At 43.7% G+C, this 20955-nt stretch carries 14 protein-coding genes; 7 read left to right on the top strand and 7 right to left on the bottom strand.

Annotated elements, in window-relative coordinates; translation table 11 throughout:
* Nucleotides 1-224: 224 nt before the first annotated feature.
* The 5 genes from AC1DBT_RS02540 to AC1DBT_RS02560 form a co-directional block, all read right to left on the bottom strand.
* A complete protein-coding gene (locus tag AC1DBT_RS02540; protein WP_480018449.1) occupies nt 225-830 on the bottom strand; it encodes a CadD family cadmium resistance transporter in 606 nt (201 codons plus the stop codon).
* A gap of 48 nt (nt 831-878) precedes the next feature.
* Nucleotides 879-2819, bottom strand: coding sequence for a heavy metal translocating P-type ATPase (locus AC1DBT_RS02545; protein ID WP_480018450.1), 1941 nt, complete (start codon nt 2817-2819; stop codon nt 879-881).
* A gap of 136 nt (nt 2820-2955) precedes the next feature.
* Nucleotides 2956-3372, bottom strand: coding sequence for an ArsR/SmtB family transcription factor (locus tag AC1DBT_RS02550; RefSeq protein ID WP_480018451.1), 417 nt, complete (start codon nt 3370-3372; stop codon nt 2956-2958).
* A 223-nt stretch (nt 3373-3595) separates the two neighbouring features.
* A complete protein-coding gene (locus AC1DBT_RS02555; protein ID WP_480018452.1) occupies nt 3596-4330 on the bottom strand; it encodes a hypothetical protein in 735 nt (244 codons plus the stop codon).
* Between the two features lie 39 nt (nt 4331-4369).
* The gene (locus AC1DBT_RS02560) at nt 4370-5785 is read right to left on the bottom strand and encodes a lipopolysaccharide biosynthesis protein (RefSeq protein WP_480018453.1); all 1416 of its coding nucleotides are present in this window, start codon (nt 5783-5785) and stop codon (nt 4370-4372) included.
* Nucleotides 5786-6181: 396 nt separating this feature from the next.
* Here AC1DBT_RS02560 and AC1DBT_RS02565 point away from each other — a divergent pair, with 396 nt between their 5' ends.
* From AC1DBT_RS02565 to feoB, 4 genes are all read left to right on the top strand, one after another.
* Nucleotides 6182-9040 carry a phosphoenolpyruvate carboxylase gene (locus tag AC1DBT_RS02565; RefSeq protein ID WP_480018454.1) on the top strand — a complete coding sequence of 953 codons (2859 nt, stop codon included), beginning with the start codon at nt 6182-6184 and terminating at the stop codon, nt 9038-9040.
* Between the two features lie 309 nt (nt 9041-9349).
* A complete protein-coding gene (locus AC1DBT_RS02570) occupies nt 9350-9613 on the top strand; it encodes a FeoA family protein (protein ID WP_480018455.1) in 264 nt (87 codons plus the stop codon).
* A gap of 188 nt (nt 9614-9801) precedes the next feature.
* Nucleotides 9802-10074 carry a FeoA family protein gene (locus tag AC1DBT_RS02575; protein WP_006302514.1) on the top strand — a complete coding sequence of 91 codons (273 nt, stop codon included), beginning with the start codon at nt 9802-9804 and terminating at the stop codon, nt 10072-10074.
* A gap of 16 nt (nt 10075-10090) precedes the next feature.
* Complete coding sequence (gene feoB, locus AC1DBT_RS02580) at nt 10091-12826, top strand: ferrous iron transporter B (RefSeq protein ID WP_480018456.1); 2736 nt, start codon at nt 10091-10093, stop codon at nt 12824-12826.
* Nucleotides 12827-13335: 509 nt separating this feature from the next.
* On the opposite strand, the gene AC1DBT_RS02585 is transcribed toward feoB, so the two are convergent.
* Nucleotides 13336-14652, bottom strand: coding sequence for a DNA recombination protein RmuC (locus tag AC1DBT_RS02585; RefSeq protein WP_480018457.1), 1317 nt, complete (start codon nt 14650-14652; stop codon nt 13336-13338).
* Between the two features lie 220 nt (nt 14653-14872).
* Here AC1DBT_RS02585 and AC1DBT_RS02590 point away from each other — a divergent pair, with 220 nt between their 5' ends.
* Nucleotides 14873-17410: a M1 family metallopeptidase gene (locus AC1DBT_RS02590; protein ID WP_480018458.1), complete on the top strand. Its 2538-nt coding sequence runs from the start codon at nt 14873-14875 to the stop codon at nt 17408-17410.
* Nucleotides 17411-17424: 14 nt separating this feature from the next.
* On the top strand, nt 17425-18744 hold the full coding sequence (locus AC1DBT_RS02595; protein ID WP_480018459.1) for a Na+/H+ antiporter NhaC family protein: 1320 nt from the start codon (nt 17425-17427) through the stop codon (nt 18742-18744).
* 172 nt (nt 18745-18916) lie between these two features.
* Here AC1DBT_RS02595 and AC1DBT_RS02600 read toward each other — a convergent pair whose 3' ends face one another.
* Nucleotides 18917-20026 carry an aldose epimerase family protein gene (locus AC1DBT_RS02600; protein ID WP_480018460.1) on the bottom strand — a complete coding sequence of 370 codons (1110 nt, stop codon included), beginning with the start codon at nt 20024-20026 and terminating at the stop codon, nt 18917-18919.
* Nucleotides 20027-20475: 449 nt separating this feature from the next.
* Between AC1DBT_RS02600 and AC1DBT_RS02605 the strand changes: the two genes are divergently transcribed.
* The gene (locus AC1DBT_RS02605; RefSeq protein WP_303869414.1) at nt 20476-20880 is read left to right on the top strand and encodes a flavodoxin domain-containing protein; all 405 of its coding nucleotides are present in this window, start codon (nt 20476-20478) and stop codon (nt 20878-20880) included.
* Nucleotides 20881-20955 lie beyond the last annotated feature (75 nt).

The raw sequence follows: 20955 nt of genomic DNA on the forward strand, positions 1-20955 counted from the left end.
TTTTTATTCCATGTTTGTTAGAGCTTTTGAACTTATCGCGCGTGCTTTGCGCATATAACAGCGCGAATTTATTTACATGTTTCCTGCAGTTTATTTAATTTTAGATTTATCAACACGAATTTTGAAAACTCATATTTCTTGGGATAGATAAGATAATTTTAAGTAAACAAAAAAAGACCTATTAAAGATTTCCTTTAATAGGTTTGAAATATCAAAATAGACTATTAACTTGTGATTAGTGATATTAAATAATTAATAGTTCCATTTTCAATCATTATATAGAGACCGAGTCCAATAAACACGACTGGTACAATTATTTTTTCGTACTTCTCTATAGTCTCTCCAATAGCAGAAATTGAGGCGAGATTTTGAGATAATTTGCATAGAATCAAAATCCCTAACGCAAATATTACTAAAATTATACTAATCTCAATCAAACTCTTTCCTGTAAAATAGGGGATATAAATTCCTAAATTATCTCCACCCATTGCTACTGTTAAACTTGTAAATGCTAAGATTTTTGATCCATCTCCGGTAATTTTCCCCTCGATATCTTCTTCATCAATATCTTCATCCACAAAAATTGCTCTTATACCAAGACCTAGCGGAATTAGACCAAGGAGTCCGATAATCCAATCTTGTGGAATAAAATTTAAAAAGTAAGCGGCAATAAGACTAACCAGTACAAGCAGTCCTGTACCTATATACTGTCCTGCATAAATTGACTTCAAACCTTCCTTGCCTTGAATGGCGAATAAAATAGTCAAAACAACTAAGTAGTCAATTGATGTAGAGACAAAAACTAATAAAGCGGATACTATTGTTTCCATTATTTCTCCTTTCAAAATGTTAACATTTATTTACATGTTCCCTGCAGTTTATTTAATTTTAGATTTATCAACACGCAGGCAGCGCATTGCATTGGCAACTGCCAAGCACGCAACGCCCACATCGCCGAAAACAGCTACCCACATATTTGCAATACCTAAAGCTGCAAAACCTAAAATTAAAACTTTAACACCGAGTGCCACCACAATATTTTGTCGAACGATTCTCATGGTTTTGCGTGCAATGTTGATAGCCACTGCAATACCTGATGGTTTATCGTTCATAAGGACCACATCAGCCGCTTCAATTGCCGCATCAGAGCCCATAGCGCCCATAGCTATGCCTACATCTGAGCGCATTAAAACAGGCGCATCGTTAATTCCATCACCCACAAATGCCAGTTTGCTGCCTGAGTCTTCTTGACGAATAAGCTTTTCGATAATTGCAACTTTGTCCTGCGGCATAAGCTCTGCATGGAATTCATCCATTCCAAGCTTTTGGCATACGCTTTTTGCCACGTCGAACCTGTCACCTGTTAGCATAACACAGCGCTTAACACCAATTTTGTGCAGATTAAGAATGGTTTGCGAAGCATCGTCTTTAGGGGAGTCGGCAATAACAATGTGACCTAGATATACACCGTCTTGCGCCACGTGAATGGTGGTTCCCATAACTTCGCACGCTTGCGTGTGAATCCCCACTTCTTCCATAAGTGCAAGATTACCAGCTGCAATGCGGTGCCCCTCAAAATCGGCACTTACCCCTTTGCCTGAATGTTCAGTAAAGTTAGTTACTAATTGAGGGTTTGCACCTGCGGTATAGGCTTGTCGAAGAGCCTGCGCAGTTGGATGATTGGACAACACTTCTACATGCGCTGCTATACGCAAGAGTACACCGCGCGCAATATCGGGAACGGGATGAACGGTGATAATACCAAACTTACCTGTGGTAAGCGTTCCTGTTTTGTCAAACGCAACGGTATCAACTACAGCTAGTGTTTCAAGATAGTTTGAACCTTTTATGAGTATGCCTTGCTTTGACGAGGCTCCAATACCACCAAAGAACGAAAGTGGAACTGAAATAACGAGCGCGCACGGGCAGCTTACCACCAAAAATATCAACGCACGCTGTATCCATGTTGAGTATGAACCATAGCCCATAAGCGGTGGAACAACTGCTAAAAGCGCAGCTAAACATACAATAACAGGAGTATATATATGTGCAAATCGCGATATAAAGTGCTCGGCGTGAGCTTTGCGCGTACTGGCGTTTTCTACAAGATCTAAAATTCTCTGTACGGTAGAGTCTTCATACTGTTTGGTAACTTTAATGGTAAGTGCGCCCGATAAATTAACGCAACCACTTACCACCGATGATCCAATATGCACCAAGCGCGGCAACGCTTCGCCCGTAATAGCGGAGGTGTCTATTTGCGAATAGCCGTTTATTATTTCGCCGTCAAGCGCAATGCGCTCGCCCGGTTTTACCATAATGTATTGGCCAACTTCAATATCTTGAGGTTTAACTTTGGTAAGTACATCACCCTCAATACGATAGGCGTACGCAGGCGCAATGTTCATCATCGACTTAATGGAGCTGCGGCTTTGATCAAGCGCGTAATCGTGAAACCATTCACCAGTTTGGTAAAAGATCATAACGGCCGCGCCCTCTGCCATATGAGGATCGCTTTCGGGGAAAAATACCAGCGCAAATGCACCGACCGTTGCAATAACCATCAAAACATTTTCATCAAAGAGGTGTCCGCGGATAACTCCTTTATAGGCGTGCGCAATAACGTCTGAGCCTGCTATGAGATAGGGAACCAAAAAGAGTACAAATTGAATCCACAGGCACGCGATAGAAGGTAGTCCAAGTAGTTTGAGTGGTAGAAGCTCAATGATGGCAAAGATAACCAGCGAAATTACAATGCGCATAAGGTTGAAGCGCTGTTCATGGGAAAGTCCTTGGAATTTACGTACGAGATAGTTCATGGTTTGTCCTGACGTTGCGGTCTATAAAGAAACAAGCTATAGCAGGTGCTGCTTCACGAGGTGTGGATAATTGATGTAGGTTAGTTAAACAAAGCTAGCTTACTTACGATACATAGATAAGTAAAAATAGAAACAACTATTCGCACATGTGCGTCATACCTTGAGAAAGCATGGTGTTTACGTGGTCGTCGGCAAGCGAATAGATAATTTGTTTACCTTCGCGCTTAAAACGAACAAGATGCGTTTGCTTTAAAATGCGCAGCTGATGCGAAACGGCACTTTGCGACAAACAAACTGCGTCGGCAATATCGTTAACTGATAGGCTACCGCAGGTTAGTGCAAAAAGAATTTTGACACGCGTCGTGTCTGAAAAAATTTTGAATAGGTCGGCAAGGTCGTAGAGAATTTCTTCATCGGGCATGTCCATAGCGGCAATCTCGGCTTTTGCGGTATCTTTTGCCGTGGCTTCACTAAGAGATTTGTGTGGTGTTATTTGTGCTTTTTCCTGCGAATTGTGCAAGTTCTTTTTGTTCGCGGCTGATTGACGCGGCATATAACCTCCTTACATATATACATATGAACATGCGTTCATATGTTAGCTATCATGATACCAAGTTTTTGGAGGATGTCAAATAAAGCTTAAGATGAGCTGAATGTATGGAGAAATCTGTTTGTCGAGCGGCTTGGTAGGCTGACCTACGTAGTCCGATTTACACAACTCGCACTATGGGTCCCGATGCGCGCATCTTGGTCTTGCGAAACCGCCTTGCGTGGTACTAGTCCTCGCCCTTTACCATGTTGCCCAATAAAGAAGTATCGCTGGCACTGGTAAATGTTATATCCGAGCTTGGCCGCCAACGATCTTGTGAAAGTTGCTTAGGAACATTGTTTTTCGCATAGGTCCATTGTTGCTTACGAATAAGTTTACCCTTGACTAACTTATATTCCGTGCTAGTGATAGATTGTGAATTATAGGGATATTCATTTTGCAAAATCTCTTTGGGCTCCCGTCCAATTTGAAATGTTGTGTCATCACCGCCAACAGATGCGTGTCCTTCGTAAAGAGGAGTATCCGTTGCAACCATATCTGCTTCTTTGCCACGAGAAGAAAAGATGTGAATCTCAGACATTGCTTTTTCATGCTCAGCTTTGATGAGCATTTCGGGGATATGGTCATCAGTAATATCAACGAGGGCATACGAAAGTTTGGTCACATCAAAATCATGGCTAAAGTATGCACTTGGATCTTTGAGTGCTTGTCGATATTGATCCGAGGCCGCCTTTAACTTTTGAATGCGCTGTTCATCGGCCGCACGCTGAGCCTGTTCTTTGGCAGCGGATTCTTGTTGGGTACGCTCATCGGCTGCACGCTGTAAAGGCATAAGACGGTGCGTGTACATCCATGCTGCGCCTATGGCACCTAATATGCACAAACACGTCAGTATAAGAGCTGCAGCTGTCTTTGCACTCATATGTGATGTATAAGGATTTGAGTCTTTGGTGTGTCGCATAAATTTCTCCTTGGTTTGATTGCGTATGTGTAAGCACGTTTAATACTGTTGTGCCGTTCTTCGTGCGTGCACATACTGAAGACATAATAGCGTACAGAGAAGCATCATGACCAATAGATAACTACCTACAGCACCACTGAAACGCAATGTAGTAATGCATATGAGCGAGCAGATAATAACAAAGCCAAAGCTTATGAGATAGGAGCTAAAAGCTTTTGCCTGTTTGCGAATGATGGTAAGCAGCTGAAAGAAAAAGTCGATGCCTGCTCCTAAACCGCCTGCAATAACCATGCAGAGCTGCTCAAACTGTAAATGTTTAAATGAGACGCCATAAAGAATTCCATTAAGGGTTGCACCCCAATTCCACATAATAAATGCCATAAGAGCCGTGATGCCAATAATGCTTGTTACAATGATAAGCGTTTGCATATCAAAACGTTTTGTGTTGTCGCTTTGTGTCCAAAGTATTGATAATTTCATGAGTTGTGGTTTATATACTAACGCAGCAACCAGCACAATAGCCATTGCTGGAAAGTAGAGCGCATTAAAATAGAGCTGTTGCTGGTAATCCAAGAGCGCTTCCATGATAAATTTTGGTGAGCTGTCAATAAGTGCAAAAAGGAATTGACCTAAAAATGCAGGGAAACACTCATAAAAGAGTTCGCTGAGTTCAATTGCTTCCCAGCCGCGCGATTTGGGCGTTTCAAATTTTGCAAGCGGATAGGTGATAACAACAAAGCTTACGCCTGCAAAGAGAGCAAGGGCGTACGTTGCCGCTTGTACGTCGCGAAAAAGTATAAGCACTAACATAAAAGCAAAACACGCGCCGCCGCAGCGAATTGCTTGAGAAATACCTGCTAGATAGAGTTTATCGCATTGTTGCAAGCGACCTTCAAAGACATCGGCAAGACTGTCGACAAGCTTAAAAGCCATAAGCGAAATAAGCAGGGATGACATAAGTTCGCTATCGTGGCGCAGCACCAGATATATACAGCCAACAGCTGCCATAACAAGACATGTCACGATGCGTTGTAGCTGATAGGCGGCAAATGAATCTTGTTCGTTAACGTCAGATACTTGAAAGGTTCTAACCCCAAAAAGCGCAATAAACTGTAAGACCGTAGCTATCACAAATGCCATGGTAAATCGGCCTGCAATGTCACAGCCACAGATTTGTGAAACTAAAATAGTAAGCAAAGGGAACATAAGCCCCATGCAAGCCTGACCGAGCGCATTGCACAGATAGTCTTTAACGGTTCGATGCGACCCATAGAGCGCAACTTGGTTTGCAAAATCTTGACGTCGCATGCCCTCAATGAGGCGGTTTTTCCATATATCTATAATTCCGTGCGTGGATTTTGTTGCGCGTGCAGGCGGTAATGGATGCAGCTTTTGACTTGAGCGCACAAAGCTTGGCGCCAACTTTTGCAGTATATGTGTGATTGCCTGCTTCATTACCAGTCCTAACATGCATGTGTACGGTGTGTACGCATTGTTGTGTATGCATTAGCTTGCATGCATTATAAACTTCTGTCAGCGCGTTGCAACATGGTTGTACCTATCGAGTATATAGGTGAATGTACAAGCGTCCACGCGCTCCATGTGATTGCTATGTTTACCACTTGTGTTAGTGCATCTTGCAAAAACATTCCTATTATACGTTTTGTTTTGAGCACTTGTTACATGCTTTCTCATCTTTCATGATGTGCAGGTTTTTGTACATAAAGATTTCTAAACGGTTACAGCTTCTGTGTCGCTTATGCTAAATTGTCAAACCTGCCTTGCCACGCTTTAAAGTGGTGTATTGTTAGATAAGTAATTTAGAAGGGTATCGTTTATAAAGGAGTTATCGTGTCGGAGTTTAGTTGTCAAAACCAATCTGGCAAAAACGATACAGAGGCTCATAAGACGCAAAAGCATACTGAGAGCTGTGAAGTGTGTTCGCACACATACGAGCCTTTGCAATCCGGTCCGTCTGGGCAGTCGGACCAAGTTAAGACACATGCAGTGCACGCCGAAGAGCAACGCACCTTTGCGCGTGTTGATATTCCCGAAAGCCTTAAAAGTAATTTAACGCTTTTTCTTCATCTTGTACGTAAAGTTATTCAGGAATACGACGAAAACCTTTGTACCACGTTTGATATGCTTCTTTCCGACTTTATCGAGGCAGATAATCAGGAGGCACATCATCCAAGCCAAACCTGCTCTGCACTCCAAGATGCCGTGCGTATTATAAATGGTCTTGAGATTCACGAAGCTACTATGCTTGCGCGTGCGTTTGCATCGTATTTTCATCTGGCAAATATCTGCGAAGAGAATTATCGTGTTGCAGCTTTGCGTGCGCGCGAAAAATCTACGCCCGTTTCAAAAAAAGACAATCCTTTTGCTAATCCTAATAACGACTTAAGCGCTGCCTATCACGAAATTATGCGTGAATGTGGCAAAGACAAGGCAAATGAGCTGTTGCACCGTTTGGAATTTCACCCTGTATTTACGGCACATCCAACCGAAGCGCGCCGTAAGACCGTTGAGTCGCGTATTAGAAATATTGCAACGCTGCTCGAAAAGCGAGCTCGTCTTGGCGGAGCTTCTTTGGCCGAAAATGATCGTCGTATGCTTGAGGAAATTGAGGCGCTCTTTAGAACGTCTCCTATTGCGCTTAAAAAACCAACTCCTGTTGAAGAAGCCGATACCATTATTGACATCTTTGATCATACGCTTTTTGAAATGGTCCCCGATGTGTATCGTCGCTTTGACGATTGGGAATTGGGCGATGATGCTGGTAAGGTTCCGCCTTTATGTCCTGCGTTTTTTAAGCCAGGAAGCTGGATCGGAACCGATCGTGACGGTAACCCCAATGTTACGGCAAAAGTTAGTAGAAAAGTTGCCGAAAAATTCCGCACGCATATGCTTGCAAAATTAGCCGAGGAAACCAAAAAAGTAGCGCGAAGCCTAACGCTTGATACTGTGTCAACGCCTGCTTCTAAGCAGCTGCGCAATCTATGGAATCATCAGGTTGAAATGAGCGAAGTTCTTTCTGCGCGCGCGTATCAGGTTTCTGCAAGTGAGCTGCATCATGCCGTGCTTAAGGTTATGGCAAATCGTTTGGAAGCAACTATAACACGTACTGCCGATCTTATGTATGCAACGGCAGAAGACTTTATCGGCGACTTGCGCATTGTCCAAGAGTCTCTTGCACAAGCAGGAGCTGTTCGTGCTGCATATGGTGTGGTGCAACGTCTTATTTGGCAGGCTGAAACGTTTGGATTTTCGCTCGTGCAAATGGAGTTTCGTCAACACTCGTTAGTGCATACCCGTGCGCTTGAAGACATTCGCGCGCATGGTCGTTGGGGAGAACGTGGCGAGCTTGCGCCCATGACTAAAGAAGTGCTTGATACATTTCGTGCCATTGGTTCTATTCAACGCCGCAATGGTGTTGAGGCGGCGCGTCGCTATATTATCTCGTTTACACAGTCGCCTCAAAATATCGAAGATGTCTATACGCTTGCTCATCTTGCGTTTGCGCATGATAAAGATGTGCCAACGCTTGATGTTATCCCTCTTTTTGAGCAGGTAGAAGACTTAAATAATGCAATTGATACGCTAAATCACATGATAGAGATTCCTGCGGTTCAAAAGCGCTTGGCTCAAACAAACAGGCGTTTGGAAGTTATGCTGGGATATTCTGACTCCTCTAAAGATGCAGGTCCTACGTCGGCAACACTTGTGTTGCACGAAACACAGGCACGCATTGCGCAGTGGGCAAAAGATCACAACATTAACCTCATTTTAATGCACGGCCGCGGAGGTGCAGTTGGACGTGGTGGCGGTCCTGCAAACCGTGCAGTTCTTTCTCAGCCTATGGGTTCGGTGAATGCATTCTTTAAGCTTACCGAGCAGGGCGAAGTTATTTTTGCACGTTATGGAGATCCAGTTTTAGCACGCAGGCACGTTGAGTCTGTTGCTGGTGCTACGCTTTTGCAGTCGGCTCCTTCGATCGAAAAGCTGAATACCGAAACTACTCAGTCATATTTGGGTCTAGCCGAAGAACTCGACCGTGCAGCTCATGCGCGTTTCTTGCGTTTGATTCATACCGAAGGCTTCCCTGAGTGGTTCTCTACCGTTACGCCTTTGGCCGAGATTGGTATGATGCCTATTGGTAGCCGTCCGGCTAAACGCGGACTGGGTGCAACATCGCTTGCTGATCTACGTACCATCCCGTGGATTTTCTCGTGGTCACAAGCTCGTACCAATTTAGCAGCCTGGTATGGTTTAGGAACTGCATGCGAAGAGATTGGTGACTTGGCACGTCTACGCAGCGCGTATAAGCAGTGGCCGCTGTTCACTACCTTTATTGACAATATCGAAATGTCTCTTGCAAAAACGGATACGCGGATCGCAAAAATGTATTTGGCGCTTGGCAAGCGTGACGATTTAACGGCGTTGGTTCTCGACGAGATGGAACTCACCAAAAAGTGGGTGTTATCTATTACGGGCAATCAATGGCCGCTCGAACACCGTCGTGTATTGGGCCCACTTATTCGTATGCGTAGCCCGTTTGTGGATGTTTTGTCGGTGACTCAGGCGCACGCGCTTTCAGTGTTGCGCACACGAGGCCAAGATTTAAGCCCTGAGGAAAAAGAAAAGTTTATCTATCTTATTTTGTGTACCGTTTCAGGCGTTGCTGCCGGATTGCAAAATACGGGGTAATTCTTTCAGAAAAAAATAAGGTTTGCGCTAAGTAAGGTTTCAAGTTTTTAAGGAAACGCCTCATAAAACCAAAATAATGTTTGTGTAAAGCACGCTTATGACTTATAAGCGTGCTTTTTAATTACGGCAATTATGTGGAGAACCTGAAAATAATGTATAAAGCTTAAGAAAATCTTAACTAAAACTAACAATTCTTTAATTTCTGTAAGTAAGCTGAAAATATTTGTTTACAATGTTACTACTTAGTTAGTTTTATATAACTCTTTTGGTTTCAACAAACAAAGGGGTGTAGGGGAGAGGTCGTCACATATGCAACAGAACGAGACGGTAGAAATTCACGGGATGAGTAGTGATCGTATGCCGCTTTCGCTTATGCGTGAAGGCAGTGTTTGCCGTGTTTGTGCTGTTCGCGGAAATGACGATACAAAGCACCATATTACTTCTTTGGGTTTTGTTGATGGCGCGGTTGTCGAAATTATTTCCAAGCTGAGCGGAAGCGTTATCGTGCGGATTAAAGGGACAACATTCGGCATTGGATCGGAGATAGCGCGCAGAATTTACGTGCATGAATGATTTTGCCATGTGGCGAGATGTGCGTGCCGTGAGTTATGTCATGCATGCGCATAACTTAGAGCTCGCACAAGGGTTTCCAACACATTACTGTCGTTACGTATAACAACCTCAAGAGTTATTTGATATATACGCGTTTGCTTGTGCACAATTTTTGCGCATGATTGGCAACGCTCGGGAAAGGAGTATGCATGGCTACCTTAAAAGACGTGCATGTGGGACAAACATGCGTTGTAAGTCGCCTGCTTGGAATGGGCGCAGTTAAGCGACGCATTATGGACATGGGTCTTACCAAGGGCACAAAACTTTTTGTTCGTAAACTAGCGCCTCTTGGTGACCCTATAGAACTTACCGTGCGTGGATATGAGTTATCCATTCGCAAAAGTGAGGCCGAATGTGTAGAGGTTACCCAGGTAGAAGACGCGTCTTCTGCACAAACCTCAGCAACCACTCAAAAAGCATAGAAAAGGAGTCCATCACATGTCCACTAAGACATTTATCGGCCTTGCGGGTAATCCAAACTGTGGAAAAACCACGCTCTTTAATGAGTTGACTGGCTCAAACGGTTATGTTGGTAACTGGCCAGGCGTTACGGTTGAGAAAAAGCAAGCTGCATGGCAAAAAGATAAATCTACGATATTTGTTGACCTTCCAGGTATTTACTCGCTCTCTCCGTATTCTCCCGAAGAAATTGTGTCGCGTGATTATATTATGACGGAGTCGCCATCTGCACTTATCAATCTGGTTGACGCAACAAATCTTGAACGTAGTTTATACCTTACAACTCAGGTAATCGAAAGCGGTTGCCCTGTTGTTGTTGGCCTTAATATGGCAGATTTGCTTAAAGAGCGCGGAGATGTTATTGATACTAAGAAACTTTCTTCTGCGCTTGGCGTTCCAGTTTTACAGGTAAGCGCACTTCGCGGTACCCATATTGGAGAGTTGGTAGAAGCTGCACATAATGCAGCACGCACATCGGCTGTTTCTAAAGGCACTGCATGCTTTTCTGAAGGTGTCGAAAACGCATTGCAAGAAATTGCTCGTGTTATTAGTTTTGCGACCGATGAGCATCATCTTCGCTGGTATTCCATCAAGGTCTTTGAACGCGATGCCCAAATTATTAAGCAACTTTCTTTATCTGATGACGTTCTTGAAGCGTGCGAGCGTGTAATTGAGCCGATCGAAAAAGAGCGCCAAGACGATTCTGAATCTATTATCACCTCAGAACGCTATGACTGGATTGAAACCGTCGTACACGATTGTGTAAGCCGCGCTCCAAAAAAGCTTACGCTTTCGGAAAAAATAGACAAGGTAGTAACCAACAGATTTTTGGGTCTTCCTATTTTTGCGCTTGCAATGTTTATGGTGTACTACCTCTCAATCTCTACCATTGGTAAAGGTGCCACAGACTGGGTAAATGATAATCTCTTTGGTGACGGCTTCTTTATTTCGCAAACAGGCGAGTCAGAATTTAATGACGCAAAATCAGATTTTGATGATAACCACTATCAAGATCAAATTGATGGTTATATAGATGCAGCGCAAGACGCAGGCGTTGAAACCGACGGTGTTGCGGATGCAATTTCAAAGCTTAAAGAAGACGACGATGACGAAGAGGCTCAGGCAACGCTTGATACCTTCAAAGACGATGCGCGCGACGCACAGGTGGTAGCGCACGATGTTCCGATTCATAACGAAGATGGCAATTTTGTTGATAGCGAAGGCGAAATAATTACGCGTATTGACGCAGATGGTGAGCCTATTCTTGAAGAAGGGCAGACTCTTGATGTTGTGGATGATGTTGACGCAGACGCCTTTGACGAGGCAGTTGATGGTCTTAAAGACGAACCCGATCCAAGCGACTTTCCAGGCTTTGTTCCATCAATTCCACAAGCAGCAACAAACGCATTGAAAGCAATGGATGTTTCTGATCCTGTTATTAGCCTTATTGTTGATGGTATTATCGGCGGTGTTGGTGCGGTACTAGGCTTTATCCCTCAAATGGCTGTGCTCTTTATTTTGTTGTGCTTCCTCGAAGACTGCGGATATATGAGTCGTGTTGCATTTGTTATGGATAGGGTGTTCCGTCGTTTTGGGCTTTCTGGAAAATCATTTATTCCTATGCTCATTTCTTCGGGTTGTGGCGTTCCAGGCGTTATGTCAACCAAAACTATCGAAAATGAAAAAGACCGTCGTATGACAGCTATGCTTACGACGATGATTCCCTGTGGTGCAAAGCAACCGATTATTGCGCTGGTTATGGGCGTGCTGATTGGCGGAGGCGATGCATGGTGGGTAGGACCTCTGTTTTACTTCTTAAGTATTGTTTGCATTGTTTCCTCGGCAATTATGCTCAAAAAGACCAAGTGGTTTGCTGGCGAACCTGCACCGTTTGTTATGGAGCTTCCTGATTATCATATTCCAACGCTTAAATCGTGGGGCTTGCATGTTTGGGAGCGTATTGGCTCATATGTTGGCAAAGCCGGTACTATTATTTTTGCGGCAGCTGTAGGTATTTGGTTCTTGTCGAACTTTGGTATTGCTGGCTGGCAGGAAGGCAGCGGAGCATTTGGCTATCTTCCAGCTATGGAAGGCGTCCCCGAAGAGTTTATGGACTTTTCTGTTCTTGCAGGCATTGGTAATGCAATCGGTTGGATTCTTGCGCCTTTAGGTTGTGCAAATTGGCAAGCAACAGTAGCTTCGATTTCTGCATTAATTGCAAAAGAAAACCTTGTATCAACCTTTGGTGTACTTTACGGTTTGGGCGATGCAACAGAAAACTCAGTTTCTATGTGGACAGGCTTTGCTGGTATGTTTACCGATTCTAATGGTTTAATGCACGCAGGAGCACTATGCGCCTTCGTAGCGTTTAACATGCTTGACGCACCTTGCTTTGCAGCAATTGGTACCATTCGTAAACAAATGAACAATGCACGCTGGTTCTGGTTTGCTATTGCATATCAATGCGGATTTGCGTGGGTAGTAGGCTTGATTATCAATCAGATGTGGGAACTTATTGTATTGGGTAATGTAAGTGTGTGGACATTTGTGGCGGGACTCTTTATTGCGCTGTTACTGTTCCAAATTTTCCGTCCACAGCCTGCATGGGATAAAAAAGACGCCAAGATTGTATCGAGTTTACAGACGCTTGAGCAGCATAAACAAGATAGCTCACAGCAACATTCTTCTGGTTGCGGCTGTGGCTGCTCATCGTAGGGAAGCGTAGTGTAAAAACGTGCGAAGTCACGGCATTTTGTGCTGTGCAGCGCGTGTGTAACACGCGTGGTGCGCTAAGCTTGATAAGTAACTCTAGCCGTGATTCTTTGCACAAAAGTTAAACAACATATGCTCATGAATGCGTTTGTGCGTTCATGAGCATTTTTATAACTTGAAGCGCTGGTTTTGTCTAACATGGAATACGTGGTGCGTATATGCGTAACGCGTAATGAACAACTAAAAATGCAAGCGTACACGCAAGTGTACCGCATCATACAGTTCCTGCGTGCAAAGTTAGTTTGTGTATAACTTGTGAATTTTATGAACCTTAAAAGTTGCTGGACAAAAGTTAGAAATGGTGTACTATATCTTACGTAAGTTATCTCGTGGTAACTTATTGATTTCGTTAACTTCTACCTGACGCATTCGGACCCTCTCCCCGATAGCGAACAGGTCTCATACGCCGCTTGCGTCCCCCTTTCCTACGCAGGCGGCGTTTTCTTTTGCCTTTATTGCTGTGCGTCCTCGCTCGCGCCTGTGCTTAAAAATTCTGACGCCGAAAGCTCACGCACATTTGTTTTTTCGCTATCCAGTTCTTGTACCGTAAGTTTAGTGCCGTCTAGCTGCTTCATTTTTCTTGCACTAACCAGAACACGTGTTTCAAGTGTTCCCACCATGCTGTTATAGTTTTCAACTGCATCCGATAAATTTTTACCTACCGCACTTACCTTGTCGCCAAGGATTGCGAGGCGTTTGCACAGTTCTTGCGAAAGAGTAAAGATCTCGCGCGCATTATCGCTGAGTTCTTGTTGATGCCACGCGCATGCCACCGATTTAAGAACTGCCCACAACGTTACGGGAGACGTAAGCGCAACCTTTTTAGAAAACGCATACGTGAGCAGGTCTTCGTCCACGGCAAGGGCGGCTTGTAAGAGAGCCTCGTTTGGAATAAAAGCAATAACAAAATCGGGATTAGTTTCAAACAACTCCCAGTATGATTTTTTACTGAGTTTATTGATGTGTCCGCGCAAATCGTCAGCATGAGCTCTGAGTAGCTTTGTTCGTCTGCGAAGAGCCTCTTCATCAGCCGAGTCGTCAATTTCGCATGCACGGCGATAATTATTGTAAGGAGCTTTAGAATCAATTGGAATGGTTTTATTCCCAGGCAAATGTATAATCATATCGGGTCTAAGGCTTTTGCCGTCATTGTTAGAAAGATTTACTTGTGTATCAAAGTCGATATGCTCGGTAAGACCTGCAGCTTCAACAATATTTTTAAGTTGGACTTCGCCCCATGCGCCGCGCACCGAACTATTGCACAAAGCCGATGAAAGCGAAGATGTAACACTATCAAGACGTCTTTGCTGACTGTCAAGCCCTTTGAGCTGCTCATCAAGGGCACCTAAATCTCGTTTACGTGCCTCTTCCATAAATATTACTTTGTGTTGCAAATCGTCTAGCTTTGCCTTTACCGGTTCAAACGCTTTAATAACACTTTCATTAACCAAAAGCTTATGCTTTTGTTCGTCTGAATCTTTGGCAAGACGTAGCTGCTCGTTTTGATGAACCACACTTAATTGTTCTTTTATATCGTTTAAGCGGTTGTTGAGCTCAGCGTTTTGGGCAGTAAGCGCAGAATTTTGGGAATGAAGCTCCAACATTTGCGCTTGATGGTTATTTATAGCGGTCTGGAGTTTTTCTTCAAGCAAGCTTTCTTGCGCGTGTGCTTGCGCAAGTCCGCGTCGTTTACCTATAACGTATGCCCCAAACATAAGGGCTATAATCACCATAATTCCTATAATATGCACGATAAGAACCGTCGCCATAAGTATCCTTTCTGTCTATGCACTCTGCTTACCAGTAGTGCTGCACGTGTTACGCGCCCATCAGCTTGTATGCTTGCTCGTGCGCTCTTGCGCGCCTTGTATTACTTGAGTTTTATACGTTTGATATAAGAATCCATCTGTAAGAAACACACTTTTAGTATAGCTTCTGCGTGCCTTTCAGTATAATATGAAATATCCATCGTTTGAAAGGAATGTGCGTATGTCTCAACAAGTCAGATTGCTTGATAGTTTTATCCCTTCGCATTATGCCATAAAGCTTGATGTAAGCCGAGAAGAAAAACGCTTTACAGGTTGTGTAGTAATCGACGGTGAGGCAAAAACGCCAACATTTAAGCTTAACCAAAAATATTTATCCATTTCGCGTGTGTGCATAGACGAGCGCGAATGTGCATTTGAAGCATCTGATGAATCTGAAACCGTAACAATTTTTGGTTCTAAAACAGGTTCTATGCGTGTTTCGATTGAGTATTCAGCACCACTTACTGATACTATGATGGGAATTTATCCGTCATATTACCTGCATAACGGTGAAAAAAAGCAGCTTATTGGCACGCAATTTGAAACTACGTTTGCACGCGAAGCGTTTGTGTGTATAGACGAGCCTTGCGCTAAAGCAACGTTTGATCTAGCACTCAAATTTGACGAAAAACCAGGCGAAATTGCGCTTTCTAATCAAAATGAGATTGCCTGCAAAGATGGATACCATATTTTTGATACCACGGTTAAAATGTCCACGTATTTGCTTGCGTTTGTATGTGGCGATTTACAGCGCAAAACTGCTTATACCTCATCTGGCGTAGAAGTAGGCGTCTTTGCTACGCGTGCACATCAGCCACATGTGCTCGATCTTGCGCTTGACATTGCTACTCGTTGTATTGACTTTTACGAAGATTATTATCAAACTCCCTATCCGCTTCAACACAGCTATCATGTTGCGCTTCCCGATTTTTCAGCTGGTGCAATGGAAAACTGGGGTCTTGTTACATATCGCGAAGCCTGCTTGCTTTACGATAAAAACAATAGTTCGCATACCTATAAGCAACGTGTTGCATCAGTTATTGCCCACGAACTTGCTCACCAGTGGTTTGGCGATTTAGTTACCATGAAATGGTGGGATAATCTTTGGCTTAACGAGTCGTTTGCAACCATGATGGAATACGTAGCAACAGACGCACTTGAACCTTCATGGCGTATGTGGGATACCTTCCAAACATCCGAAGCGTCTATTGCGCTTTCGCGTGATGCAACCGATGGCGTACAAAGCGTTCATGTTATGGTAGAGGATCCGCGCGAAATTGACGCTATTTTTGATAGCGCAATTGTGTATGCCAAAGGTGCCCGTTTGTTGGTTATGGTACGCGCGCTTGTGGGCGACGATGCCTTGCGCAAAGGTCTTAAAGCATATTTTGACGCGCATCAGTATGCTAATGCTCAAGGCGAGGATCTATGGGACGCACTTGAGGCTGCAAGTGGCTTTGCGGTAGGGCAGATTATGAACTCTTGGCTTGAGCAGCCTGGATATCCTGTTATTAACGCGTATGTTAAAGACGGTCATTTGTTCCTGCATCAACAGCAGTTCTTTATTGGTGAGCATTGTGATCAGGCTCGTTTATGGCAGATTCCGCTTGGTTCAAATTATGAACAAGTGCCCTCGCTTATGACCGAAGAAACTTGTGATTTAGGAGATTATGCGCAGTTGCGTGCATGTGCTGGCACTCCGTTTATTCTTAACAAGCACAACACAACACATGCAATTATTAACTATGACACCACACTTTTGTCTGATATTCTTGCTCATATTACCGAACTTGGTGCTGACGAACAATTTAAGCTTATTCAAGATATGGCGCTGCTTGCAAAAGCCGAGTTTATCACGTATGCCGATCTTATTCCTTTGTTGGTAAAAGTAAGCACGTCCACATCGCATATTGTTGCGCACAAGCTTGTAGAAGTTTGCAATACGCTTGAGCAGTTTATTACGCCAGATAGTGACGAAGAGGCGCTTTTCAAGCGCTATCGCAATCTGTTGTCAAAAGATCGTATGCAAACTTTGGGTGTATGTCCTCGTAAAGGCGAATCCCACGATGACATGCTTTCAAGGCCGCTCTACACATCGTTAGCGTTGCGTGCCGACAACCAACAGATTATCGAAGAACTTCATAGGCTCTACGAAACTCATCACGAGAATCTCTTTGATATTCAGGCGGATATTCGTCTTTTGGTTCTTAAAAACGAGATTCAACATTTTGAAACGCCAAGCCTTGCGTCTGCTTTGTTAGGACTTTACCAAACAACAACAGATGCGCTCTTTAAGAACGATTTACGTGCGGCGATCTGTGCTTCAACAGATGAAAAGGTAATTGCTGATGTTTTGCGTAAATTTAAGGATACCGACGTTATTAAGCCTCAGGACGTGCGTATGTGGTATTACGCGCTTCTGTCCAATTCACATGCCGAAGAACCAACGTGGCAATGGTTGCAAACCGAGTGGTCATGGCTTGAAAGCACTATTGGTGGTGATATGGAATTTACCAATTTCATTAAAATCTCGGCAGACGTATTTCACACGTCCGCGCGCTTGCAAGAATTTAAGGCGTTCTTTGAGCCTAAACAAGATGTTGCTGGCTTGGGTCGCGAGATTGCAATGGGCATCACCCTTATTACAGGTAAAGTTAAGCTGATAGAAGCTTCTAAGCCTTGTGTTCTGCAAGCGCTTAGAGCATCGGTTACTGGATAGTAAAGCGAGAGTTTATGGACATACTGTTTAACCCCGTTATTGTTTCGGTTGTAGTACTGTGCGTGCTTAGTCTGCTTAAGCTTAATGTTTTGTTGTCTATGATCGCGGCAACAATTGTTGCCGGAGTCGCTGGAGGCATAAGCCTTTATGGCGACGGCACAAGTGTTATGAGCTTGTTATGCGATGGTTTTTCGGTTAATGCCCAAACGGCGCTTGCCTATATTTTGCTTGGCACCTTTGCCGAGGCAATTTGCACAACGGGGCTTGCCGAAATTATTACCGCCAAGCTTGCGCGCGTTATCGGTACAAAAAAATACGTTTTGCTTGCCATGCTGACGTTTATTGCCGTGTTGTCGCAAAATTTAGTACCTGTCCATATTGCATATATTCCTATTCTTATTCCGCCTATTCTTGCACTTATGAATAAGCTTAAAATTGATCGTCGAGCCGTTGCATGCGCAACGGCATTCGGCTTAGAGGCGCCCTATATTGCAATTCCATTTGGCTTTGGACTTATTTTTCAAACGGTAATTGCTACCAATCTTTCGGAAAATGGCATGAGTGTTACGGTGATGGATGTTACGCGTGTAAATTGGTATTTAGGCTGTGCAATGTTTATAGGTCTGCTGATAGCGGTGCTGATAGTGTATAGAAAGCCACGCGTGTACCAAACAACCTCTGCCGATACACAAGCTGCCATGGCACAGGTGCCAAATCTAACGTATAAACACTATGTTACGCTTGCTGCAATTGTTGTTGTGATGATTGTGCAACTTATATCGCACGATTTATCGCTGTCTTCACTTGCAGGATTAGCCGTTATGATTGCTTTTAAGGCAATTGCTTGGAATAGCATTGACGAGCAGCTTGCAGGCGGTGTTAAGCTTATGGGGCTTATTGCTTTTATTATGCTGGTTGCTGGAGGCTATGCCAATGTTATTAAGGCAACAGGCGGTATTGATGCGCTGGTGTACTTTGGAACAACTTTTATGCACGGCAGCAAAATTATTGCAGCATTGGTGATTACGATCATTGGTCTTTTAGTAACTATGGGAATTGGTACGTCGTTTGGTACCGTGCCTGTTTTGGCTGTTTTATTTGTGCCGCTTTGCCAAAGTATGGACTTTTCGGTTCCTGCAACTATTGTTTTGATAAGTGCCGCAGCTGCTTTGGGCGACGCAGGATCTCCTGCATCCGATACAACTTTAGGCCCTACCTCGGGTCTTAATGCCGACGGTCAACATAGCCACATTTGGGATACCTGTGTTCCTACCTTTATTGTGTTTAACTCGGCTTTGATGATTGCTGCGGTTATTGCGGCGCAGTTTATATAGATCGCGTACGTCTTTCATAACCGTCCATATACGTTATACCTTGCATAACGCACAAGCTTACCGCACGAGCATAACGTATGAGCATAACGTACGATCATAACGTACAAATATCGCACAAAAAACGCGCCTCATCCTAAAGGCGCGTTATTTATATATATGATGGGCTCTCTATTTACATATCGTAAATGTCATCTTCAGTTTCGATAATGTCTGTTGAGAACGTGTAAATCGTGGTTGAGCGATAAGGCTTTGTTGGCGTACAAACAGGCTGTGGCCATTCGCTATGGCGTGAACAATTAGGATAAAACTCTGGCTCAAACGCAAATCCTGCATGTGGCTGATAGGTGGCTCCATCTTTTACATCGCTTTCGTTAAGCTGATTTCCCGTGTAAAAATGTGCTCCAGGCGTACTGACCGAAATATGCAAGTGTCTTCCACTTTGAGGATCGCTGGCATATAGAGCGCTGCGCACCGTTGTATTATCGTGGTAATTTTCAATGCAATAACAATGATCATATCCACGGCCTCTACGTAGTTGCTCGTTAGAGAGCGGCATATCAGCGCCTATTGTCCGCTCTTTTCTAAAATCAAAAGGCGTATCCTGAACAGGCAAAATAGTGCCTTCCGAAATTCCATCCTCGCGAATAGGAAGATAATTTTGGGCGTGAATACATACGCGCTGATCTAATACCGAACCACTTGCATGGCCTGCCAAATTAAAATACGCATGATTTGTCATATTTACAAAGGTAGGCACATTGGTTGTACAGGTGTACGATACACGAAGTTGCTGATGTGTGTCGTTAAGTGAGGAAAGCTCAAAGCGCGCGGTAAACGTGCGCTCGCCAGGAAGCCCAAGTTCCATGTCTTCTAATGAGCAGGTAAGGATTACGGTGTTATGTTCTTTATCAACTTTTGCGCCCCAAAGCTTTTTGTGCAAGCCGTTTTCTAAATCTGTATGAAGATTATTCTGTTTGTGTGGTCCATCATTTTGAGGTAAGTGATACACGCGATCGTTAAACATAATCTGTGCAAATTCGCTTCTATTGGCAACAGGACCTATAGTTGCTCCATAGCAGGCAACATTTTGTCCAAGATAACCTTTTATATTTTGGTAGCCCAACAAAATATCGTCGGGGTGTTTATTTTTATCGGGCGTTACCACCTTAAGAAGCGTTGCGCCATAATTGGTAAGTGTTACGCTTACATCTTTGCAGGTAAGCGTATAAGTACGGGCAAGAAGTCCATTTGGTAATGTTCCTAAGGTCCCTGTTCTTATCATAGATAACCCCCGTGATTGCTAGATAGTTGGTACTACTGTAAACGTTTATTACCCAATTTTTATAGTGAAATTGTAATTATCTGTAATCGGTAGATTTTTTTCGATTACGAAACTTCCCCCAAGGGCTTGCTAACCTTGTGGAGTATATGAGAGTTTGGGTATGGTGATGGCACATGTGCTGCAAACCTCGCAGGCATGAAACAATGCAGGACGTAAATACATGTAAGACATGTCTTATATCCTGTAAATTCTTGTAATGCTCAACGCATGTGTGAGCCGTTAAGAAAAAAATTACTACCAATACCGGAAAAAATCATGTAGCATAGACCAAAAATAATGTTATTCCGCTCGGGGATAGGGTACATTGGTACCAAGAGCATACATATATTCATATATGTGGGTATAACACGTTTGGATGTTTGAATCAGACGTTGGTATAAGGAGGTTTTATGAGTAAGGTTGCTGTTGTATATTGGAGCCAAACAGGTAACACCGAAGCCATGGCAAATGCTTTAGCAGACGCTGCAGGTACTGAAGCTATTGAGTGGACTTCGTTTACAGCCGATGAAGCTGCCGATTATGATGCATTTGCATTTGGTTGCCCTGCTATGGGTGCAGAAGAGCTTGATCCTGATTTTGAAGAACTTTTTAACGAAGTTGTTGCCGATGCAGGTGACAAGCCGTTTGTCCTTTTTGGAAGCTATGACTGGGGTACAGGAGAATGGATGGACACCTGGAAGGCTTCTGCTGAAGATCAGGGTGCAAATGTTATTGACACCATTATTGCTAATCTTGAGCCCGATGACGATGCATTAGACGCATTGGCCGAGGCGGGCAAAAAACTTGCTGCTTAATAAATAGTACTATGCTGTGTGAACATGTGCTTTCTTACTATTGCAAAGCACGTGTTCACCGCATACGTGCATCTT

The organism is Fannyhessea sp. C0108B2 (genome assembly GCF_056583915.1).